At 66.9% G+C, this 21,912-nt stretch carries 18 protein-coding genes; 8 read left to right on the top strand and 10 right to left on the bottom strand.

Features of this window, described 5'->3' with window-relative positions; genetic code table 11:
• Nucleotides 1-70: 70 nt before the first annotated feature.
• From OG300_RS01260 to ctaD, 3 genes are all read right to left on the bottom strand, one after another.
• Entirely contained in the window at nucleotides 71-1,051 is a 981-nt protein-coding gene (locus OG300_RS01260) for an NAD(P)H-dependent flavin oxidoreductase (RefSeq protein ID WP_405491231.1), read from the bottom strand.
• A gap of 85 nt (nucleotides 1,052-1,136) precedes the next feature.
• Nucleotides 1,137-2,981, bottom strand: a complete 1,845-nt coding sequence (locus OG300_RS01255; RefSeq protein ID WP_405491229.1) for a chloride channel protein — start codon at nucleotides 2,979-2,981, stop codon at nucleotides 1,137-1,139.
• 205 nt (nucleotides 2,982-3,186) lie between these two features.
• Nucleotides 3,187-4,923 carry a cytochrome c oxidase subunit I gene (gene ctaD / locus OG300_RS01250; protein ID WP_405491227.1) on the bottom strand — a complete coding sequence of 579 codons (1,737 nt, stop codon included), beginning with the start codon at nucleotides 4,921-4,923 and terminating at the stop codon, nucleotides 3,187-3,189.
• Between the two features lie 179 nt (nucleotides 4,924-5,102).
• Here ctaD and OG300_RS01245 point away from each other — a divergent pair, with 179 nt between their 5' ends.
• Both OG300_RS01245 and OG300_RS01240 read left to right on the top strand, forming a co-directional pair.
• The gene (locus tag OG300_RS01245) at nucleotides 5,103-6,209 is read left to right on the top strand and encodes an ABC transporter substrate-binding protein (protein WP_405491225.1); all 1,107 of its coding nucleotides are present in this window, start codon (nucleotides 5,103-5,105) and stop codon (nucleotides 6,207-6,209) included.
• Between the two features lie 115 nt (nucleotides 6,210-6,324).
• A complete protein-coding gene (locus tag OG300_RS01240) occupies nucleotides 6,325-6,783 on the top strand; it encodes a VOC family protein (RefSeq protein ID WP_405491223.1) in 459 nt (152 codons plus the stop codon).
• Between the two features lie 468 nt (nucleotides 6,784-7,251).
• Here OG300_RS01240 and OG300_RS01235 read toward each other — a convergent pair whose 3' ends face one another.
• Together OG300_RS01235 and nrdF are read right to left on the bottom strand one after the other, a co-directional pair.
• A complete protein-coding gene (locus OG300_RS01235; RefSeq protein ID WP_405491221.1) occupies nucleotides 7,252-7,506 on the bottom strand; it encodes a hypothetical protein in 255 nt (84 codons plus the stop codon).
• Nucleotides 7,507-7,850: 344 nt separating this feature from the next.
• Nucleotides 7,851-8,813, bottom strand: a complete 963-nt coding sequence (gene nrdF / locus OG300_RS01230) for a class 1b ribonucleoside-diphosphate reductase subunit beta (RefSeq protein ID WP_405491219.1) — start codon at nucleotides 8,811-8,813, stop codon at nucleotides 7,851-7,853.
• A 448-nt stretch (nucleotides 8,814-9,261) separates the two neighbouring features.
• On the opposite strand from nrdF, the gene OG300_RS01225 reads away from it, so the two are divergent.
• The 4 genes from OG300_RS01225 to OG300_RS01210 all read left to right on the top strand — a co-directional run bounded on the left by OG300_RS01225 (nucleotide 9,262) and on the right by OG300_RS01210 (nucleotide 13,353).
• The gene (locus tag OG300_RS01225; protein ID WP_405491217.1) at nucleotides 9,262-9,933 is read left to right on the top strand and encodes a response regulator transcription factor; all 672 of its coding nucleotides are present in this window, start codon (nucleotides 9,262-9,264) and stop codon (nucleotides 9,931-9,933) included.
• Nucleotides 9,930-11,234, top strand: a complete 1,305-nt coding sequence (locus OG300_RS01220; RefSeq protein ID WP_405491215.1) for a sensor histidine kinase — start codon at nucleotides 9,930-9,932, stop codon at nucleotides 11,232-11,234. Before OG300_RS01225 ends, OG300_RS01220 begins: the two co-directional genes overlap by 4 nt.
• 18 nt (nucleotides 11,235-11,252) lie before the next feature.
• Nucleotides 11,253-11,924: a histidine phosphatase family protein gene (locus tag OG300_RS01215; protein WP_405491213.1), complete on the top strand. Its 672-nt coding sequence runs from the start codon at nucleotides 11,253-11,255 to the stop codon at nucleotides 11,922-11,924.
• A gap of 154 nt (nucleotides 11,925-12,078) precedes the next feature.
• Nucleotides 12,079-13,353 carry a PucR family transcriptional regulator gene (locus OG300_RS01210; RefSeq protein WP_405491211.1) on the top strand — a complete coding sequence of 425 codons (1,275 nt, stop codon included), beginning with the start codon at nucleotides 12,079-12,081 and terminating at the stop codon, nucleotides 13,351-13,353.
• Between the two features lie 42 nt (nucleotides 13,354-13,395).
• Here OG300_RS01210 and OG300_RS01205 read toward each other — a convergent pair whose 3' ends face one another.
• Entirely contained in the window at nucleotides 13,396-14,610 is a 1,215-nt protein-coding gene (locus tag OG300_RS01205) for a lipase family protein (RefSeq protein ID WP_405491209.1), read from the bottom strand.
• Between the two features lie 354 nt (nucleotides 14,611-14,964).
• Between OG300_RS01205 and OG300_RS01200 the strand changes: the two genes are divergently transcribed.
• Nucleotides 14,965-15,207 carry a hypothetical protein gene (locus OG300_RS01200; protein WP_405491207.1) on the top strand — a complete coding sequence of 81 codons (243 nt, stop codon included), beginning with the start codon at nucleotides 14,965-14,967 and terminating at the stop codon, nucleotides 15,205-15,207.
• A 55-nt stretch (nucleotides 15,208-15,262) separates the two neighbouring features.
• On the opposite strand, the gene OG300_RS01195 is transcribed toward OG300_RS01200, so the two are convergent.
• A complete protein-coding gene (locus OG300_RS01195) occupies nucleotides 15,263-16,312 on the bottom strand; it encodes an alpha/beta hydrolase (protein WP_405491205.1) in 1,050 nt (349 codons plus the stop codon).
• A gap of 484 nt (nucleotides 16,313-16,796) precedes the next feature.
• Between OG300_RS01195 and OG300_RS01190 the strand changes: the two genes are divergently transcribed.
• Nucleotides 16,797-17,681, top strand: coding sequence for an EamA family transporter (locus OG300_RS01190; protein ID WP_405491203.1), 885 nt, complete (start codon nucleotides 16,797-16,799; stop codon nucleotides 17,679-17,681).
• Between the two features lies 1 nt (nucleotide 17,682).
• Here the strand turns inward: OG300_RS01190 and OG300_RS01185 are convergent, their stop codons facing one another.
• The 3 genes from OG300_RS01185 to nrdI form a co-directional block, all read right to left on the bottom strand.
• Nucleotides 17,683-19,206, bottom strand: a complete 1,524-nt coding sequence (locus tag OG300_RS01185; protein WP_405491201.1) for a serine hydrolase domain-containing protein — start codon at nucleotides 19,204-19,206, stop codon at nucleotides 17,683-17,685.
• A gap of 96 nt (nucleotides 19,207-19,302) precedes the next feature.
• Entirely contained in the window at nucleotides 19,303-21,384 is a 2,082-nt protein-coding gene (gene nrdE / locus OG300_RS01180; RefSeq protein ID WP_405498871.1) for a class 1b ribonucleoside-diphosphate reductase subunit alpha, read from the bottom strand.
• 59 nt (nucleotides 21,385-21,443) lie between these two features.
• Nucleotides 21,444-21,905, bottom strand: a complete 462-nt coding sequence (nrdI, locus tag OG300_RS01175; RefSeq protein WP_405491199.1) for a class Ib ribonucleoside-diphosphate reductase assembly flavoprotein NrdI — start codon at nucleotides 21,903-21,905, stop codon at nucleotides 21,444-21,446.
• Nucleotides 21,906-21,912 lie beyond the last annotated feature (7 nt).

The following is a 21,912-nucleotide window of genomic DNA, read 5'->3' as shown; positions in this document are numbered from 1 at the left end:
TTCTGTCAGGTCGACCGCCGAAGACCTGCGCCGCCCGCACGACCGGGTGGCGGGTATCACGCCCCCGCGCTCAGTGATGGCCTTCATTGCGCAGGTGGAGCGCGCCCGCACACAATTCGCGCAGCACCTCCCCCACCGGGCGCACGGCGGTCACCGCGCCCACACCCAGCCCGGCGTCGACCGGGGCGACCCGCAGGTCGTCGGCGGCAGCGGCTGCGCTCAGGGCGGCATGGGCGGACGCGTCGGCAGCCAGCTCGGCCTCGTGGCCCACCCAGCGACCGGTGAACTCGTTGCGCAGTACCCGCGCGGGAAACTTTGCGGGCCAAGGCAATTCGAGGCCCACATCGAACACCTCGGTGACGACCGTATCGGTCCCGTGGGCGGCCACCAGGGCGGCCCGGCCCGCATCGGACAGCAGCGATTCGGTGCACGCGGCCAGTCGCGTTCCCAGCCATGCCCCCGACGCACCGGCGGCCAAGACCAATTCGAGGTCGGCGGGCTCGGCCAACCCGCCCGCCGCCAGCACCGGCACCTCGGCGACCTTCAGCACGGCGTCCAGCAGCGGCAGCATGTTCATGCCCGCGGCACCGTGCCCGCCGCCCTCTTCACCGCGCGCGACCAGCACCTCGATCCCGGCATCCTGCGCCCGGCGGGCGTCTTCGGCATCGTAAACCTGTGTCGCCGTGACGATTCCGGCCTCCCGCACCCGAGCGACCCAGGCGGTGTCGGTTCCGAAGCTCACCGACAGCAGGCGCGGACGTGCGGCGATCGCCATCTCGAGCAGTTCGGGCCGCTCGCGCACCACCCAGTCGACCACGCCGATGCCGAAGGGCCCGTCTACCCCGTCCAGATAGGGCAGCTGGGTTTCCAGCGCCGGCGCCGAGCCCGCGCTGCCCATCCCGATCATGCCCAGTCCCCCGGCGGCCGTGACCGCCGCGGCCAGGCGGCCACCGGCCACCCCGCCCATGGGTGCGTTGACCACCGGCAGCCGCAATCCCATGGACCGCGACCACTCCGTCGACAGCTGCTGCGCATCTTCGTGTTCGGACATCGCCTTACCCTTCCGCAGCCGAGCGAGTTCCGGCCGCGGACACGGGTACCCGCTACCGCCGGACTCATGCCCGAACTGCTCGATTTCAGGCCTCGACCAGTTGGGGACGGCGTCGGCGGTCGGGTCGCCAGGTGGGTAGCGGGACCCGGAAGACGCGTTCGGCATCACGCGCTTCGGCGAGGTCGCGGACCCGGCCCGCCAGCAGCATGGTCAGGCTGACCATGCCGATGACGATGTCGGGCCGACCGCGTTCGACCACCGGCATCCGGTCGATGTCGTTGGCGGCCATGGTCATCGCGACCGCGCGCAGGGTGTCGTCCGGGTGCGCGACGATCGGCGGGATGACCAGGTCGGTGAGCGGCGCCTCGGTGTCCCCGGCGTGCACGAGGGCTTCGAGGGACGAGCGGGTGACGACGCCGTCGAGGGTGCCGTCCACGGCGAGGATCGGATACAGCATCTGGCGGCGGGCCGTGCGGTCGGCGGGATCGTGGCCGGAGAGCGCGGTCAGTGCGGTGCCCGCGGTGACATCACCGAGGAAGGCGCGGACCTCACGCTGCATCACCTCGTCGACGAACAGGATCTCGAGCGGGTCGACATCGTATTCGCGGGAGAGGTGGTAGCCGCGCCGAGCGATCTTCTCGGTCAGCACCGAGCGTTTGAGCAGCAGCACCGAGACCGCGTAAGCCGTTGTCGCGCCGATGATCAGCGGCAGCAGCGCGTCGAAGCGGTGGGTCAACTCGACCGCGAAGACCACGCCGGTGATCGGTGAGCGCAGCACCCCGCCGAGCACGCCGACCAGTCCGACCAGTGCCCAGAAGCCGGGCCCGACCGCCGGGAAGACATGCGATTCCAGTGCGCCGAGCGCGCCGCCGATCATGAACATGGGCGCGAGCACGCCGCCGGAGGTGCCCGAACCCAGTGACAGCGACCAGATCAGGGTCTTGACCACCAGGATGCCGACCACCAGGCCGAGTCCGATGGATCCGTCTAGTTCCGCGCCGATCACGTCGTAGCCGACGCCGAGCGCCTGCGGCACGAACAGCCCGCCGACGCCGATGATCACGCCGCCGATCGCCGGCCACCACATCCAGTGCAGCGGCAGCCGCCGGAACGCGTCCTCGGAGGCGTAGACCAGTGCGGTGGCGAGCACCGCGAGCAGTCCGGACGCGATGCCGGAGACCACGCACAGCCCGCAGGCCGCGACGGTCACGTGCAGGGTGCCGATCGCGGGGAACAGTGCGCCGGAACCCATCAGCTCCGGGCGCAGCAGCGCGGCCACCGAGACGGCCGCGGCCACCGGCACGAAACTGCGTGGCCGCCACTCGAACAGCAGCAGTTCGACCGCGAGCAGCAGAGCCGCGAACGGGGTGTTGAAGATGCCGGTCATGCCCGCGGTCGCTCCGGCGACCAGCAGGGTCTTGCGTTCGTCCGCGGTGAGGTGCAGGAATTGCGCGAGCAGCGAGCCGAGCGCGCCGCCGGTCATGATGATCGGGCCTTCCGCGCCGAAGGGCCCACCGGTGCCGATGGACACCGCGGCCGAGACCGGTTTGAGCGCGGCCACCCGGGGCGCGATCTTGCTGCCGCCCAACAGGACCGCCTCGATGGTCTCCGGCATGCCGTGTCCGCGAATCTTTTCCGAGCCGTAGCGGGCCATCAGTCCGACGATGAGGCCGCCCACGATCGGTGCGCACAGGATCAGCAGCGGGTTGTGGTGGATCGCGCCCGGGGCCACCAGCGCGGTGTCGAGGCGCTGATAGAAGACGAGGTTGCTGATCAACCCGATGAGCTTGGACAGCACCCAGGCGGCCGCGGCTCCCATCAGGCCGATCGGGATGGCCAGCGCGGCGATGAGGAGCATGCGCGGGGTGGCCGTGAAGTCGCCCAGATGTCCGACGTCACGGGTCGGTGGGGTGTGTGCTGTGGTCGCCATCGCATCCCTCTCAGAATTCATGCAGATAGCAACTGTTGCACATAGCACCGAAAATTCTCCACTCGGAAGCAGAGATATACGACACCCGGGCAGCGGAAGGGCAGCACTCGCGGATCACCGGGGCGCTCGGGCACGAAAAAGGCAGTGGCCCCGGCAACCTGGGTTGCCGGGGCCACTGCCCTCAATGCGTATTACGCGCTACCGACTAGCTGGAAACCTTGTCCAGCTCCTTGACGGTGTGGGACTTGGAGCCCCAGCCCACGTGCGCCTCGGCGCGCATGCGCTCCACCATGTGCGGGTAGTGCAGCTCGAACGCCGGACGCTCCGAACGGATGCGCGGCAGCTCGTAGAAGTTGTGCCGCGGCGGCGGGCAGGAGGTCGCCCACTCCAGGGAGTTGCCGTAGCCCCACGGGTCGTCGACGGTCACGACCTCGCCGTAGCGGTAGGACTTGAAGACGTTCCAGATGAACGGCAGCATCGACGAACCCAGGATGAAGGCACCGATCGTGGAGATGGTGTTCAGGGTCGTGAAACCGTCGCTCGGCAGGTAGTCGGCGTAGCGGCGCGGCATACCCATGTTGCCCAGCCAGTGCTGCACCAGGAACGTGGTGTGGAAGCCGACGAAGGTGGCCCAGAAGTGCCACTTTCCGAGACGCTCGTCCATCATGCGTCCGGTCATCTTCGGGAACCAGAAGTAGATTCCGGCGAAGGTGGCGAACACGATGGTGCCGAAGAGCACGTAATGGAAGTGCGCCACAACGAAATACGTGTCGGACACGTGGAAGTCCAGCGGCGGGCTCGCGAGGATGACGCCCGACAGACCACCGAAGAGGAAGGTCACCAGGAAGCCGACCGACCACAGCATCGGCGTCTCGAAGGTGAGCTGGCCGCGCCACATGGTGCCGATCCAGTTGAAGAACTTCACACCGGTCGGGACCGCGATCAGGAACGTCATGAACGAGAAGTACGGCAGCAGAACGGCACCGGTCGCGTACATGTGGTGCGCCCACACGGCGATGGAAAGGGCCGCGATACCCAGGGTCGCGTAGACCAGGGTGGTGTAACCGAAGATCGGCTTACGACTGAACACCGGGAAGATCTCCGACACGATGCCGAAGAACGGCAGCGCGATGATGTAGACCTCCGGGTGACCGAAGTACCAGAACAGGTGCTGGTAAAGCAGCACACCGCCATTGGCCGGGTCGTAGATGTGGCCACCGAGGTGACGGTCATAGGCGAGGCCGAACAGCGCCGCGGTCAGCAGCGGGAAGGCCAGCAGCACCAGCACCGAGGTGACGGCGATGTTCCAGGTGAAGATCGGCATCCGGAACATGGTCATACCCGGGCAGCGCAGGCAGACCACGGTGGTGAGCATGTTGACGCCACCCAGGATGGTGCCCAGACCGGAGACGGCCAGACCCAGGATCCACAGGTCGCCACCGACGCCGGGCGAGTGCACGATGTCGGAGAGCGGGGCGTAGGCGGTCCAGCCGAAGTCGGCCGCGCCGCCGGGGGTGATGAAGCCCGCGGTCGCCATGGTGCCGCCGAACAGGTACAGCCAGTAGCTGAACGCGTTCAGGCGCGGGAAGGCGACGTCAGGGGCGCCGATCTGCAGCGGCAGGATGATGTTGGCGAAGCCGAACACGATCGCGGTCGCGTAGAACAGCAGCATGATCGTGCCGTGCATGGTGAACAGCTGGTTGAACTGCTCGGGCGAGAGGAACTGCATGCCCGGCCGGGCCAGCTCGGCGCGCATGAGCAGCGCCATGATGCCGCCGACCATGAAGAAGGACATCGCCGTCACCAGGTACATGACGCCGAGAACCTTCGGGTCCGTCGTGGTGACCATCTTGTAGAGGAAGGAACCCTTCGGACCCGTCCTCTGGGGATATGGCCGAGCCGCCTCCACAAGGCTGGCCGGCCGTGGTTCTACGGCAGTCACGAAACCTCCACAGGTATGCCATCGTTCGTACGCTGCTCCGGCGTCCGGTTCGGCAAATGACGAACGACGGTTGGCTTGCGCTGTGAGAGATCGTAAACCGTGTTCCGACGGCGGTCGCCACGGGCTCCTACTCTGTGTCGTAATTGGGAGTCGCGAGGCCCGGATGTAGGCTGCCCCGCATGCCGGTGCGCGAGTCCGCTTCCACCCGAAACACCTTCGCCTCCACCCGCCCTGCGCTGCGCCGGGTGCGCGCCGCCGGGTTGGTCCCGGTAGCCGCGGTACTGGCAGTGGGGCTGGTCGCGGGGTGCAGCGCGAAGACCGACGACAACGCGGCGTCGATCGTGCGGACCACCACCACCATCGCGGGTGCGGGTGTGGTGGGGCTGGAACGGGATACGACGCAGGCGTGCGCGCTGCCGAGTAATCCCGACGCGGCCTCGGGCACCAAAACCGTCACGCACTCTTCGGGCACCTCGCTGGTTCCGGCGGATCCCAAGCGCATCGTGGTGCTGTCGACCTCGGCGCTGGACGCGGTGTGCGCGCTGGGGCTGTGGGATCGGGTGGTGGGCGCGGCGACGATCGCGGGTAAGACCGCGCAGCCCGGATACCTGGGGACCGGGATCGCCGAGATTCCGGGCGTGGGTCTGGTCGGCGACGCGGATCCCGCGAAAGTGGCCGAGCTGAAACCGGATCTGATCCTCGGCACGGCCAGCGACGGTCCGCACTACGACGCCTTCCAGACGATCGCGCCCACCGTGCTGGTCAGCACGGACAGTGGCTGGCAGGCGCAGTTCAGCGGGTTCGCCGAGGCGATGGACCGCAAGACCGCGGGTGTGAAGGCCCTCGACGACTACCGCGCCGACGCCAAGGACGCGGGCATCGCCGCGAACGCCAGCCTCACCCAGGCGTCGGTGATCCGCTTCGAGCCCAACACCATTCAGGTGCAGGGCGGCAACAGCTTCGCCGGTCAGGTGCTCGGCGAGGCGGGCGTGCAGCGTCCCACCGCCCAGCGCGGCGACTCCTTCGAGGTCGGTTCGAACCTCGGCGCGCAGACCGACCGCGACCGCCTCGAGGGCGACCTGATCTACCTCATGTTCGACGGCGCGGACGGCCAGAAGTACGGCGAGTCGATCATGAAGGGCAATGGCTGGAAACAGCTCGGCGCCGTCAGCGACCGCCGCGAGTTCGCCGTCGACGACAGCATCTGGCACGGCAACGGCATCACCGCCGCCCGCGCCCTCCTCGACGACGTCCGCAAATCCCTCAACGGCTACGACGGCGACTGACCCGAATCTCCCGGCGACTTCGGATCTCCCGGTCGAAAGCGGACAGGAACTGTCCTAGTCCGCTGACAGTGTGGTGTCAGCCCGGGAACCTCCCGGCCGACACCGAGGAGAAACGATGACCGTCGCCGCTGTCACCCACCTGAACTTCACCGGCCAGGCCCGCGCCGCCCTGACCTTCTACCAGCAGGTCTTCGGCGGCCAACTGTCCCTGGCCACCCATGCCGACTTCGGCATGCCCGCGGAACTGCCCGGCTCCGACGGCGTGGTCTTCGGACAGGTGCTGTCCGACAACGGATTCGCCATCATGGCCTACGACATCCCCACCGATCCCGACACCCTCCCCTCGACCCCCACCTGGACCCGCCGAGCCAACGGCACCACCGTGACCAACTCCCCCTTCTTCGTCTCGGTACGCGGCGAAACCGCAGAGGAAGTAGCCGCCCTCTGGGCCAAACTCTCCGACGAGGCGCAAATCGTCGAGGAATTCGGCCCGGCCCCTTGGGCACCGGGCTTCGGAATGCTCACCGACCGCTTCGGGGTCACCTGGATCCTCGACGTGGCGGCCACCTACTGATAGACCCGAATTCCGCAGTGCGAGACCGAAATCCGGGCCCGCGCTATTCATCGCGGTACGAAAGGCTTTGCGGCCGTGACCAACACCGACCGTCACCGGAATTGACACCCGGAGAGTGCAGGAAGCATGCTGCGGGGCGGCGACTTCGGAGTCGCTGATCCGTTTCGGAAGGAAGTCACAGCATGTCGCGTATTGCGGCACAGCGCGCAATTGCCGTTGGCGTGGGAACCGTGTTGATCGTGCTCGCTGCGGCGTGGGGGAACTCCAGGGCCGATTCGGTTCAATCGGGCACGGACAGTGGGGATTACGGTCAGGTCGGCCAGGGGCAGCTGATCTCCCGCCCCTGATCGGGAAGGTGTCCCCGGCTCGAGAACGGCCCCCCGGGATGACGTGGGGAAGTCGCCACCCCGGCGAGCCGCGGCCAGCTCACCAGAGGGAGTGTGAAGAAATCGTGATCGCGGGGGCGAATTACTCAGGGATGCAGCGGACGTCGCCGTCGGGGACCTGGTAGACGATGGTGTGCGGCGGGCAGCGGCGGATGTTGCCCCAGTCGCCGTTGATGCAGCTGTCGTACTCGTGGGGGTCGGCGGCGGGGGTGCGGGCGCCGGCGCGGCAACCCGTGGCGGAGCCGGAGTCGGCGGGCTGGGCGGTGGCGGTCACGGCGGGGAGCGTCAGGGCCGCACCGGCGAGGACGACGGCGGCTGTCATGCGTGCGCGGTTCATTGCCTCTCCAGGTCTGCTCGGTCACCAAGGGGTGCGCAGGCGCGCGCCTACCGGCGCTGCACGCGGCATCAGGGTGGTTCGGGGTGTTGACGAGGGAATTCCGTACTCGTCGAGAATCTGACTTCAATATACCGGTCGTTATACGTTGCGGTAATCAGACAAGCGTCACATTCGAACCGAGGAATAAGGCGGTGCGGAAGTTTGTGACCCAGGACAAAGATGGCACCGGAAACCGCAGCACTCGACCAGGATCACCGACCTGGCATCACGAGACAGCACACGGACAGCAAACGGCCCCGGGGTACACACCCCGGGGCCGCGCAGGATCGGTGATCAGTGCAGGATCAGAACTCCCAGTCCTCGTCCTCGGTATTGACGGCCTTGCCGATGACGTAGCTGGAGCCCGACCCGGAGAAGAAGTCGTGGTTCTCGTCGGCATTGGGCGAAAGTGCCGACAGGATGGCCGGATTCACGTCGCACTCGTCCTTGGGGAACAGGCCCTCATAGCCGAGGTTCATCAGCGCCTTGTTGGCGTTGTAGCGCAGGAACTTCTTGACGTCCTCGGTGAGGCCGACCTCGTCGTAGAGGTCCTGGGTGTACTCGACCTCGTTCTCGTAGAGCTCGAAGAGCAGGTCGAAGGTGTAGGCCTTGAGCTCCTCGCGCTCGGTCTCGGAGACGAGTTCGAGGCCCTTCTGGTACTTGTAGCCGATGTAGTAGCCGTGCACGGCCTCGTCGCGAATGATCAGGCGGATCATGTCGGCGGTGTTGGTGAGCTTGGCCCGCGAGGACCAGTGCATCGGCAGGTAGAAGCCGGAGTAGAACAGGAACGACTCCAGCAGGGTGGAGGCCACCTTGCGCTTGAGCGGGTTCTCGCCGTTGTAGTAGTCGAGCACGATCTCGGCCTTGCGCTGCAGGTTCCGGTTCTCCTCGGACCAGCGGAAGGCCTCGTCGATATCGCGCGAGGAGCACAGCGTGGAGAAGATGGAGCTGTAGCTCTTGGCGTGCACCGACTCCATGAACGCGATGTTGGTGTACACCGCCTCCTCGTGCGGGGTCAGCGCGTCGGGGATCAGGCTGACCGCGCCGACCGTGCCCTGGATGGTGTCCAGCAGGGTCAGGCCGGTGAATACCCGCATGGTCAACTGCTTTTCGCTGTCGGTCAGCGTCGCCCAGGACGGGATGTCGTTGGAGACCGGGACCTTTTCCGGCAACCAGAAGTTGCCGGTGAGCCGATCCCATACCTCGGCATCCTTCTCGTCCTGCACGCGGTTCCAGTTGATCGCCGATACCCGATCGATCAGTTTCACGCCCGCTCACTCACCCTTCTCAGCTCACCGGACCCTGCGGAATACTTTGCCCCTGAACACTACTACTTGGGGGTGACATCACCGTGCAGCACAAGACCTTGTGTCTGTAGCAGAACACAGTGACTCGATGCGCTGTCCTGCGGGAATGCCGGAGGGGTCGCGGGCAAGCCCGCCGCCGACTGGAAAATTACAGCGGTGCAATCCGTCACAGGCGCGCGGGGGTGGTCACGCGAACCGCTCGACCGACAGTTAGCCAGTCGGATGCCAGCAGACCGGGCTCGAACCACGCTCTCGACGAGGCAGCAGATTCCGTGAGAGAGTCGGCGGTAGCGGCGCAGCTGCCCGAACCGAGTTGCCTTCCCCGCGAATCATTTTCCGATCATTTTTCACTCAGCCCGCTGCTCCGGAACGTTGGGGCGGCGACCGAAATGCCCTAGTCTCTGGCTCTGTGCGTGTTTTGGTATTGGAGGACGACCATCAACTCTGCCGTGAAGTAACCGATGGGTTGCGCTCGGCCGGGTTCGCCGTCGACCTCGCCCACGACATCGCCGATGCCGAATTCAAGCTCGCCATCAACCGTTACGACTGCCTGGTCGTCGATCGCGGACTACCCGACGGCGACGGTCTCGACCTGGTCGCCGGGGCTCGCCGCAACGGGCACACGGTGCCCGCGCTCATGCTCACCGGCCGCGACGGACTCGACGACCGGCTCGCCGGATTCGAACAGGGCGCCGACGACTACCTGACCAAACCCTTCGCGCTGCCCGAGCTGGTGATGCGGGTGCGCGCGCTGTGCCGCCGCCGCGAACAGCCCACTGCCGCGCGAATCGCGGTGGCGGACATCGACATCGACCTGATGCGGCGGCGGGTCACCCGCGGCGGCATCATGCTCTCGCTCACCCCGAAGGAGTTCGCGGTGCTCGAACTCATGGCGACTCGGCGCGGCAATGTGGTGACCCGCAGCGACCTCATCGAATGCTGCTGGGACGAAATGGCCGATCCCGCATCGAATGTGGTGGACGCGGTGGTCGCCAAGCTGCGACGCAAACTCGGCGAACCCAATGTGATCGAGACGGTGCGCGGCACCGGATTCGTGGTGTCCGCAGAGTTCGGCGGATGAGCACGCACCGCTCCCCCGCCGTCGCGCGGCTCAAGCGGGCCCGCTGGCTGACCACCGCCCTGGTCACCGTGATCACCGCGACCGCGGTGCTGGTGCTGGGTTTCGTCGCGGCCACCATCGACGCCGACGCCCGCCACACCCGCGCCGACGACCGGGCCGAGCAGGTCGCGGGCGGGCTGGCGCGCGCCATCCAGCACGACGACAAGCAGACCCTGGACCTGTCCACGGTGATCGACGACGAACTCGCCAAGGGCACCACCGCCGTCGTGGTGGAGGTGCGCAAACCCGGCGACACGTGGAAACAGGCGCACACCTATCAGCGCTCGTTCATGCCCGACGACACCACCATCGCCACCCTCGCCACCCAGACCGAGGACCAGGCCGACGGCATCCTGTACGCCTCCAGCCGCCACGCCGCCACCGATATCACCGGGCGCAGCGTGACCGTGGCCAGCACCCCGGTGTTCTGGTCGGACTGGGACACCATCGTGGTGATCCTGGCCGGGACCGAAGCCATGGCCGACCCGGGCAAGCATCGAATGCTGGTGTGGGAGTTGACGATCGGCGGCGGGCTACTGGTGCTGGCGGCCGCCGCCAGCGCGTTCGTGCTGTCCGGCCGCAGCCAGCGGCAGGCGCTGCGGATGCTCGACGAGCACGAGCAGTTCCTCGGCGACGCCGCACACGAATTGCGCACGCCCCTCACCACTTTGAAGCTGCTCACCGAATCACGGCCGAAACCCGACGAGGTGCAGCAGACGCTGGCCGAGGCCCGCCGCCTCGCCGACCGGATGGCGCGCCTGGTCACCGGGCTGCTCGCGCGCGCCCGCATGCAGTCCGGGATCGCGGAGCCCGAACGCACGCTGCTGCGGCTGGATCAGCTCGCCGAATCGGTGGCCGAGGAGGCCGGGGACAGCCGCATCACGGTCACCGCGCACCCCAGCGTGGTGCTCGGCGACCCGCAGCTGCTGAGCCTGGCCATCCGCAACATGCTCGAGAACGGCCTGACCCACGGCGCGGTGAACCGGGCGGCACCGGTGGAAGTCCATGTGGCCGAGGGCCGGGTCAGCATCCGCGACCACGGTCCCGGCGTGGATCCGGTGATGTCCGCGAGCCCGTTCAACCGCGGCGCGGCCGGACGGACCGGACGCAACGGCATCGGCCTGGCGCTGGTCGCCTGGGTCGCGCAGGCACACGGCGGCAACGCCTCCATCGAACCGGCGGCGGGCGGCGGCACCATCGCCACCCTGTGGCTCCCCCAGGCCGACATCACCGCGAGCGCACCGGCCCCGAGTCGGCACTGACTCGGTCAGGATAGGTACATGGGTATCACGGGGGCTGGACTGGAATCGTTGACCGTCGTGCGGCACGGACAGAGCACCGTCAATGCCGTGCGGGCAACCGGGGCGGACGAGTACTGCACCGGAATCCGGGATGCGGACGTGCCGCTGTCCGAGCTCGGGCGGGAGCAGGCGGTCGCGGCCGGGAAACCGCTGGCGGCATACGATTTCGACCTGGTGCTGTGCTCGCCGTATCGGCGGGCACTGGACACCGCACGGTGGGCGCTAGGCGATCCGGCCACGGTGGGCGGTCCGGAATTCGTTGTGGACGAGCGGTTGCGGGATCGGGAGAACGGAATCCTGTTCGGGCTCACCGCCTCCGGGATCCGCAGCCGCTATCCGGCCGAGTATCGGGCGCGGCAGCAACTCGGCGGGTACTACTACCGGCCGCCGGGTGGGGAGTCGTGGCCGGATGTCGCGTTGCGGCTGCGCGGGGTGCTCGGTGAGTTGGACGGCCGGGTGCTGGTGTTCGCGCACGACATCACGGTGGTGCTGATCCGGGCGCTGCTGGGGCCGAAGTCGGGGCTCGAGATCGCCGAGACCGCTACCGCGCAGGTGTCGAACGCGTCGATAAACCATTGGGAGCGCGACAAATCCGGCATGCGACTGGTTCTGCTCGATGACACCCGGCACCTGGTCAGCGGGTTACAGTGAGTCCGTTTTGTCATATCCGATCGCTATGGCACATGTGAGAAGTCACAACATCGCGATTTACCTATTACTGTGCTTCACAGGAGGAATCGAAGCCGCCGCTGGGGGTTGTGGCATGCGTTAGCGTTTCAAGTCCCGGGGGTCGGAAGGAGCACGGATGTCCGTGGAGATTCCCACCGGGACGGGTCTCACCGTTTCCGGCAACCCGATGTCCTCGCCGCTGAAAGACGTTCGCGGCGTGGCACAGCACATGGTCGGCCACTTCGTGGAGACCGTCGCGCCCTGCGGCACCCTGCCCGGCGACGCCATTCACGGCGACGTCACCACCATCACCCGCACCTGCCTGGAACTCGCGATCAGCATGCTCGACGGGACCGACATCCCCGAGAAGACCAAGCGACTCGAGGAGGCCGCCGCGCAGTGGGCGCGCGAGGGCATTCCGATCGACACCATCCACCACGCCATCCACGAGGGCTTCAAGATCGGCTCGGATCTGGTGATGGGCAGCGCCCTCACCCAGCACCTGCGCCAGGACGGGCCGAACGGGGAGGCGGCGCTGGTCATCGCGGCCACCGACATGGCCAACATCATGGACGGCGCGAAAATGGTGGTGGAACTGCTGGATCGGATGACCTCGGCGGTCGCGCTGTCCTATGTGCGGGAACTGCGCTCGGTGGTCAGCGAACACCACACCGCCGTGCACACCCTCACCTCGGCGCTGCTGGGCGGGCATTCCACCTCCACCATGGCGCGCGAATGCGGCATCGAGGTCGCCGAGACGTATCACGTACTGGCCCTGTCGATTCCGCAGCATCCGGAGGAGCGCTCCGCGACCCTCGACGGCACCGTGGTGGCGCGGCGCAAGCTGCGCCGGGTGCAGGCCGAACTCGCCACCCGCTATCCCGATCAGGTGCTGTCACTGCTGAGCGTGGACGGCGGCACCCTGCTGGTGCCCGCGCCGACAATCGCCGACGACCAGCTCGACGAACTCATCGAGCGGCTCTCGCGGGCGGCGCGGGTGCCGATCACCGCCACCCGCGTCAGCGCCACCCCGCAGCAGATTCCGGACGCCGCGGATCAGGCCCACGAACTGCTCGACATCGTGCACCGGCTCGGGTTGGTGCGCGGGCTGTTCCGCTTCGACGAGCTGGCCCTGGAATACCAGCTGACCCGGCCCGGACCCGGACGCGACCACCTGGGCTCACTGCTGAACCCGCTCGACGAGCATCCCGAACTGCTCGAGACGCTGCAATCGCACATCAGCAACAACCTCAATCGGCAGCGCACGGCGCGCATGCTGCACGTGCACACCAACACCGTGGACTACCGGCTCAAACGGATCGGGCAGCTCACCGGATTCGACCCGACCCAGTCGTCGGGGCTGTGGTACCTGCGCTCGGCGCTGGTGGCCAGGACGTATCAGGCGGGCTGAAACCGATTGCGGGCCCGGCGGATTCACCACCGGGCCCATCGATCAGCAGTTGGACGGGGCGGGTTCGCCGCGCATGCGGGCATCCAGCCAGGCCAGCACGTCCGGCAGGCCCAGCACCGCTGCGGTGAGGTGATCCGGGACCGGCATCTGCTCACTGTCGACCCGCGCGCCCGCGGCGCAGTAGCGGTGGATGGTGTTCACGATCGCGTCCACCGGAACCAGTCCGTCGATGGGCGAATGCCATTCGAACACCGGCATATTCGGCACGCCCGGATACAGTTCGAGACTGTTCTCCTCGACCACCCCGCGCGCCACCGGATCGTCGGTCATCACCGTGGTCTTGGCGACGTCCAGTGCGCCCTCGCCCGCTCCGGCGGCCAGGATGTCGTTGGTGCAGCTGTTGAGCAGCTTGTCGCGCAGGGCGAGGCCGCGATCGTTGAGCTGCGCGGAAATCGGGAAACGGTCCGGGTATTCGCGTTCCAGGCCGAGTCCGGCCGCCAGCGCCAGACCGAACGCGGGATGGCGGTTCATGCCGAGGGTTTCGAGCATGTCGACCAGGTTCATCGGCACGCCGCCCATGGCCGCTCCGGCGATCCGCAGGTCCGGTGCGTAGACGGGGGCCAGGGCGGCGGCCCAGGCGGTGGCCATGCCGCCGCCGGAATACCCGGCCATGGCGACCGGGCTGTGCTGCACCTTCAGATCCGGGATGCGCTGCACGGCGCGCACCCCGTCGAGGGTGATCTGGCCGCCGAGTTTGGCTGCCCCGTAGGCGAATCGGGGGCCCAGGTGATCGGGTAGCGCGATCGTCCAGCCGCGTTGCAGCAGCACGTTCCAGGCCGGGGCCTCGCGGATCTGGAGGTTGGGGTCGCTGGTGTAGAGCACCCGCGACACCGCGCACTGCGCGCCCAGGCCGTTGATGATCTGCTGCAGCGACAGCAGCGGGGCGTCGGCGCCGCGGTTGCGCGGGGACAGCACGGTCGTGGTGGCGGCGATCGGGTGGCCGGTGGAATCGTTGGAGCGGAACTGGATCAGCTCGACGTCGGTGTCGGGGAAGTCCGGCAGGGCGGGCATGGCGCGCACGGCCAGCACGTCACCCGGCTGGTGATCGGCGATATCGGCCGGTGCGGAGTAGAACGGATCCGGATCCGGTGCCGGCATGAGGGGTTGCGCGGCAGCGGTTCCCGAGGTCGCCGCCAGCAACACCGCGAAGAGGAACTGGGCGGCGCGCCAGCGCGCGACCCGCGTTCGAGTGATCATCCTTTGGTCCTTTCCCACCTGGGCCACCGGTGTTTTCCCGGCCGGTGAACCTTGCCGGGAGCCTAGGAAGGCCGGTGGTGGGTGTCGAGGACGATCGGACACTGCTTCGAATATTCACAATCCGGGCAGGTTTACGTTGTGAGCGGTGGCAGCGCGGCCAGCAAAGTGAATGGCGTTTATTTCCATTCGAATCGCTAACAACCGGATGCGCGCGGCGCTTGTGACTAATCCAATGGGTTTCCGGAACACGTTCCCGCCCAGGATATTCCAGTTACCGTCAGTAACAGAGACGCGTTTCCGCCAGTGCCGCCGGACCGCGTCTCCCGGGATCACCCTGATGAGGAGTACCGCCCCATGACCAGAACCACTGACGGAAACGCTCTGCGCGACAGCCTGGGACAGCCGCTCACTCACCGGGTCACCGTCTACCTCGGCGGACCCGAGGACGGCGCGGAACTCACCATGGAGTACGCCGCCACCTGGCAGGAGGCCTCCGCCTTCACCACCGCCGCCGTCCACGCCGGATTGGCCGTGACCGTCGACAGCCGCATCCGGCCCGGTCTGCGCCGCCTACCCCGCTACGGCTTCCGGCACTGAAACTACGGCTTCCGACATCGAACCAGCCTCCACCGCAATCGATTCCGCGCCGGGCTCACCGGCCGGAATCCGGCCAGAACGCCGTGCTGAGCGCATCCCACGCGGGCCCCAGCTCGGCGGCGAAATCCTCCCACGCGTGAATCCCGGCGGACTCGTAGTGCACCGTCGCGGGAATACCCAAGTCGCTCAATCGTTTCGCGAAATTCTCGGTGCACAGGCGGGAACCGGCCTCCAGCGCCACACCACCGCCCACCAGTTGCAGCGCGGCCACCAGATCGGGTTGCCGGGCCAGCTCGCCGAAATCCGGTCCACCCGGCACACCCGTGGCGGCGGAGAGATAGATGACGGTGCCGCGCAAGGCTTCCGCGGCCACCGTGCTGTCATGGGTCAGCCAGTCGAAGGTGCCCGGCGGGCCCCACAGGTTCATCACATTGCCGCCGCGCGAGGCGACCGTGAGGGTGGTGACCGCGCTACCGGTGGTGTCCACCGTCGAATAGCAGCCGCTCATGCCCGCCACCGCGCGATAGAAGCCCGGATGCCGGTGCGCCAGCATCATCGCGCCCTGCGCGCCCATCGAGACGCCCGCGACCGCGCGCCGGCCGTCGCCGTGCAGATACGGTTCGATGGCGCCGGGCAATTCGGCGGTCAGGAAGGTCTCCCAGCGATTCCAGCCGAGGGTGGCGTCGGGGCGTTCCCAATCGCTGTACATGCTGCCGGTGGCACCGGCCGGGAAGACCACATCGATCGGTTTGTCGGCGAAGAAGTCGGCGGCGTGCCCCTTGGTCAGCCAGTCGGAGACCTCTTCGGCGTCGACGCCGTCGAGCATGTAGAGGGTGGGGCGCGGGCCGGTGCCGCTGCCGTGCAGCACGTCGACCGACACGGGGCGGCCCATGGCGACCGAGTCGACGGTGACGCGTTCCCAGTGCGAGGTGATGGTGCTGTTGTGGATCACCCTGGTGTGCGCCGGGATTCGCGCGGGGGCGGCGGCCGCGCCGATGGGCAGGCCCACCGCGGCCAGCACCGCGGCGATCACGGAGACGATGACCCGCCGCCGTCCGGCTCCCGGCCCCGATTCCCGGGCTCTTCGAAATCCGATGTCCGGCACGACAACTCCTCACGTCGGCAGGGGCTCGAATACCCACCGGGCGGATGCGAGGATCGCCGCCCGGTGGGTGTCCGATGGGAGTGCAGCCACGGCTGCACGGGCAGTGTGATGGCTCAACAGTCCTCAGGCACGGAGCAGGAGAGGACCCGGAATCACCTCCAAAGCTGTTGTCCCGGTGCGTGTCCCGGTTCCGAGGATCGACCGCGCAACCGGTCTGTTTCCCGATCTCGGAACCAGGGCGAGCCTATCCACGCTCCACCCCCACCCGTATGCCCTCTGAGACCTTCTGGAAACTTCACAACCCCTGTGGATCCCGCCGTGGGACCTGCCACAGCCCGCACCACCCCCGCTCCGTTCCCCTGCGGTCAAGTCCCCGAAACGCGGTGTCCACCACCCATTTCCATCCGATAAATCACGTTGACCAGGACATTGACACCGGATAGGTTCATGGTTGACCGATTGGTCTAGACCACAATTCGGCCAGTTGTCCGAAGCGATCGAAAGGGACGCGCGCGTGCAGACCATGGCGTATCTGGCCTTGACAGTGTCGGTATTCCTGCACGCCGGTTGGAATGTGGCACTGGCCTGGGTCCGCCGCCGCGATCACCCGGTCTCCTCCACCGCCGACATGCTCATCGCCGGTGGGCTGGTCTTCCTCCCGATCGCCCTGTACACCTGGCGATTCGACCTCGCGGCACTCCCCTTCGCCGCCGCGTCCATCCTGATCAACTGCTGCTACTTCGTCCTGCTCGAAAAGGCCTACGCCACCGCCCCCGTCGGCGAGGTCTACCCGGTGGTCCGCGGCAGCTCCCCCGTCCTGGTCGTCACCGCCACCGCCATCCTCGGCACCACCGTCGGCTGGACCCGTTGGCTGGGTGTGGCTTTCATCGCCACCGGCGTCGTGCTGATCGCACTCTCCCGCGCCCAGCCCACCGCCCCCGGCATCACCGGCGGCCGCCGCTCGGTCCTGTGGGGCCTCACCGTCGGCGCCTGCGTAGCCGCCTACACCCTCTCCGACAGCTTCGGCGTCCAGCACGCCTCCCCCATCGCCTACCTCGTCGTCGTCATGGCCGTCCCCGGCCTCATCCTCAAAGCCAGATCCCGCCTACGCGGCGACCACACCCCGATCCCCCTGCGCGCCATCCCTTTATCCATCGCAGGCGGCTCCGCCATGCTCGGCGCCTTCGGCCTCACCCTCATAGCCATGACCCACCTCCCCATCGCCGTGGTAGCCAGCGTCCGAGAATCCAGCATCGTCGTAGGCGCCCTCCTGAGCCGAGCCCTCCTATCCGAACGCATAGCCCCCCAGGGCGCCGTAGGCATAGCCAGCGTCCTCACCGGCACCCTCGTCCTCGGCCTTGCCACCTGAATCAGGTGCAGGCAGGGGAGGTTTCGCGGACTGCGGCGAGTTGCGCGCAGGACCAGTCGTGGTCCAAGAGCCATGCACCGTCGACGGGTGTGAAGGGGATGAGCATGGGGGCGTTGCCTTGCGGGGAGGTGGTGGAGGTGGTGGCGAACATGCCGTGGCCCACCACGTTGGTTTTGTCGACGGTGACCGTGATGGCGAGTTTCGTGTAGGCCTGGGCGAGTTTGGTGATCAGGTCGGGGTCGCGGTCGGTGTCGGCGATGCGAATTCGCTTGGCGGCGGCAGTGATCGACGGGTCGAGTGCCTCGCGTAGTTCAGCGTTCAGATCGGTGGGAGCCGGCAGCGGGGGTGTGGGCGGGGGCGCCTTGTCGGTGCCCGGGAGGGTGCCCGGGTAGAGCTGGGCTACCAGGTTGTACCAGAGGGAATCGCTGTTGAGGGACAACAGGGAGCCGTAGAGCGGGGTGTACTGGTTGCTGGCGATCGCTATCGAGACTTTGCGTTCGGGGAGGTACATGACCACCGCCGTGTAGCCGAGTACCGCGCCGGTGTGGCCGATCCACGAACCCTCGCGCATGATGCCGAGCCCGTATTCGAGACCTGCCGAGAATACCGTGCCGGTGGTGAAAGTCGTTCGCGCACGCTGAGTCTCCGGTTTCAACCCGCTACCCTCCCCCAGCAGTGGGGCGTACGCAGCCAGATCGGTGACGGTGGACACCAGCGAACCCGCACCGCCCCATACGCTCGGGGGCGTCCGTGTCGTCACGTCGGTGCGGACGTCGTGTTCGTAGGCGTAGCCGCGGCTCTCGGGAGCGGGCAGCGTGGCGTCGGCGGGGTACACCGTGTCGGGCAGGCCCTCGTCGTGGGCCAGGTCGTCGATGACGTCCCGGATCGGGCGGCCGGTGACCTTCTCCAACACCATCCCGAGCAGCAGATACCCCGAATTCGAGTAGTCGGTGACGGTGTCGGGCGGCTGCGCCTTGTCCGGATGGGTGCGGATGATCCGCAGCGCGTCCTCCGTGCTCCAGGCATGATCCGGCGCGGCGGCGTCCACCTGGGGCACGAACTCCGGGTCATGGGAGAAGTCGTAGACGCCGGCGCGCATACCCAGCAGCGCGCGCACGGTGATGGTGTCCCCGTTGGGAATACCGTCGACGTATTTGCTCAGCCGATCGTCCAGCGACAACCGGCCTGCGTCGGCCAGCCGCAGCAGCGCGGTGGCGACGAAGGTCTTGGTGATGCTGCCGACGCGATAGTGATCGCCGACGCTCGCCTGCCGTCCGGAGTTCGCGTCCGCCAGACCGTATGCGCGGCTGAAGGTTCCGCGCTCGGGATCGATGATCGCCACCGACGCGCCCGGAATCAGACCGGCGTCGATATCGGCTCGGATGATGCGATCCACCGTGCTCGCCAGGTCGGCGGGAAACTCTTGTCCCGCAGCATGTTTCGGTCCCGCACACCCGGCGGCGAGAACCAGCGCCGCGAGGCCCGCCAGGACCGCGCGCACCCCGAATCGATCGATCCCACCCATGTTTCCCCTCCCACCACGCCGGAATCCGGCGTCTCCACACAATAGCCACGGGCGCTCCCGGTGACCCGGAAGCGCCCGTGTGGAAAGCGTTGTCGCTCAGAGCATGCAGCTCACGCAACCCTCGACTTCGGTGCCCTCGAGGGCCATCTGGCGGATGCGGATGTAGTAGAGGGTCTTGATGCCCTTGCGCCAGGCGTAGATCTGGGCGCGGTTGACGTCGCGGGTGGTGGCGCTGTCCTTGAAGAACAGCGTCAGCGACAGGCCCTGGTCCACGTGCTGGGTGGCGGCGGCGTAGGTGTCGACGACCTTCTCGAAACCGATTTCGTAGGCGTCCTCGAAGTATTCGAGGTTCTCGTTGGTCAGGTAGGGGGCCGGGTAGTAGACGCGGCCGATCTTGCCTTCCTTGCGGATCTCGATCCGCGAGGCGATCGGGTGGATCGAGCTGGTGGAGTGGTTGATGTAGGAGATCGAGCCGGTCGGCGGGACGGCCTGCAGGTTCTGGTTGTAGATGCCGTGCTGCATCACCAGGGCCTTGAGGGTGCGCCAGTCGTCCTGCGTCGGAATGTGGACCTCGGCGTCGGCGAAGATCTGACGCACTCGCTCGGTGGCGGGCTCCCACACCTGCTCGGTGTACTTGTCGAAGAACTCGCCCGACGCGTACTTCGACTCGGGGAAGCCGCCGAAGTACGAACCCCGCTCCTGCGCAATCAGATTCGAGGCGCGGATGGCGTGGTAGGCAATCGTGTAGAAGTAGATGTTGGTGAAGTCCACGCCCTCTTCGGACCCGTAGTGGACGTGCTCACGCGCCAGGTAACCGTGCAGGTTCATCTGGCCCAGGCCGATGGCGTGCGACTCGTTGTTGCCCTGCTCGATCGACGGCACCGAGTAGATGTGGGTCTGATCCGACACCGCGGTCAGCGCGCGGATCGAGGTCTCCACCGTCTTGGCCAGATCCGGCGAATCCATGGTCTTCGCGATATTGAGCGAACCCAGGTTGCACGAGATGTCCTTGCCCACCTTGGAATACGACAGATCGTCGTTGAACTCCGAGGCGGTCGAGACCTGCAGGATCTCCGAGCACAGGTTGGAGTGGGTGATCTTGCCCGCCACCGGGTTTGCCCGGTTCACGGTGTCCTCGTACATGATGTACGGGTAGCCCGACTCGAACTGCAGCTCGGCGAGGGTCTGGAAGAACTCGCGAGCCTTGATCTTGGACTTGCGAATCCGCTTGTCGTCGACCATCTCGTAGTACTTCTCGGTGACATTGATGTCGGCGAACGGCACGCCGTAGATGCGCTCCACGTCGTACGGCGAGAACAGGTACATGTCCTCGTTCTTGCGCGCCAGCTCGAAGGTGATGTCCGGGATCACCACACCCAGCGACAGCGTCTTGATGCGGATCTTCTCGTCCGCGTTCTCGCGCTTGGTGTCCAGGAAGCGGTAGATGTCGGGGTGGTGCGCGTGCAGATACACCGCGCCCGCGCCCTGACGCGCGCCCAGCTGGTTGGCGTAGGAGAAGGAATCCTCGAGCAGCTTCATGATCGGGATGACGCCGGAGGACTGGTTCTCGATCTTCTTGATCGGCGCGCCGTGCTCACGAATGTTGCTGAGCAGCAACGCGACACCGCCGCCGCGCTTGGACAGCTGCAGCGCGGAGTTGATGGAGCGCCCGATGGACTCCATATTGTCCTCGATGCGCAGCAGGAAGCACGACACCGGCTCGCCGCGCTGCTTCTTGCCCGAGTTCAGGAAGGTCGGGGTGGCGGGCTGGAAACGCCCGTCCATGATCTCCTCGACCAGCTCCTGCGCCAGGGTCTCGTCACCGGCGGCCAGCGTCATGGCCACCATGCAGACGCGATCCTCGAAACGCTCCAGGTAGCGCTTGCCGTCGAAGGTCTTCAGCGTGTACGAGGTGTAGTACTTGAACGCGCCCAGGAAGGTCGGGAAGCGGAACTTCTTGGCGTACGCCTGCTGGAACAGTCGCTTGATGAACTCACGGCTGTAGAGGTCGAGAACCTCTGCCTCGTAATAGTTCTCCTTGACGAGGTAGTCGAGCTTCTCGTCCAGGTTGTGGAAGAAGACCGTGTTCTGGTTGACGTGCTGCAGGAAGTACTGATGCGCCGCCTCCCGGTCCTTGTCGAACTGGATCTCGCCGTTGGGACCGTACAGGTTCAGCATCGCGTTGAGCGCGTGATAGTCCAGGCCCTCGGTGGCGGAGTCGCCGCTGACGGGGCGTTCTACGCGGGCAGTCTTTCCGACCGGTGCTGTTGTCGTTGCCAAAACAAGTCCAATCCCTCTCGGACGCGCGCGACGTCCTCGGCAGTTCCCATGAGTTCGAAGCGATACAGGTACGGAACCCCTGTTTTGCGCGAGATCACTTCTCCCGCATAGCAGAACGTATCGCCGAAATTGGTGTTGCCACTCGCGATCACGCCCCGCAGCAGAGCGCGGTTGTGCGGATCGTTGAGGAATTTGGCCACCTGTCGGGGGACGAATTCCTTGTCGGATCGCTGCCCACCCAAAACGTGCCGACCTCCCCCGTAGGTGGGAACGATCAGCACGAAGGGTTCGTCGACGCGAAGCGAGTCGGCGGTGTGAAGCGGAATGCGAACGGCGGGGATTCCCACCCGTTCGACGAAGCGGTGCGTGTTCTCCGAAGCGCTGGAGAAGTAGACGAGATTCGGTGTCGCGGTGGACATCTCGGTT

Origin of the sequence: Nocardia sp. NBC_00511 (assembly GCF_045161165.1) — a bacterium.
Classification (GTDB): Bacteria; Actinomycetota; Actinomycetes; order Mycobacteriales; family Mycobacteriaceae; genus Nocardia.
The sequence above is the reverse complement of the archived record's forward strand: the minus strand, read 5'-3'. Positions and strand labels throughout refer to the sequence as shown.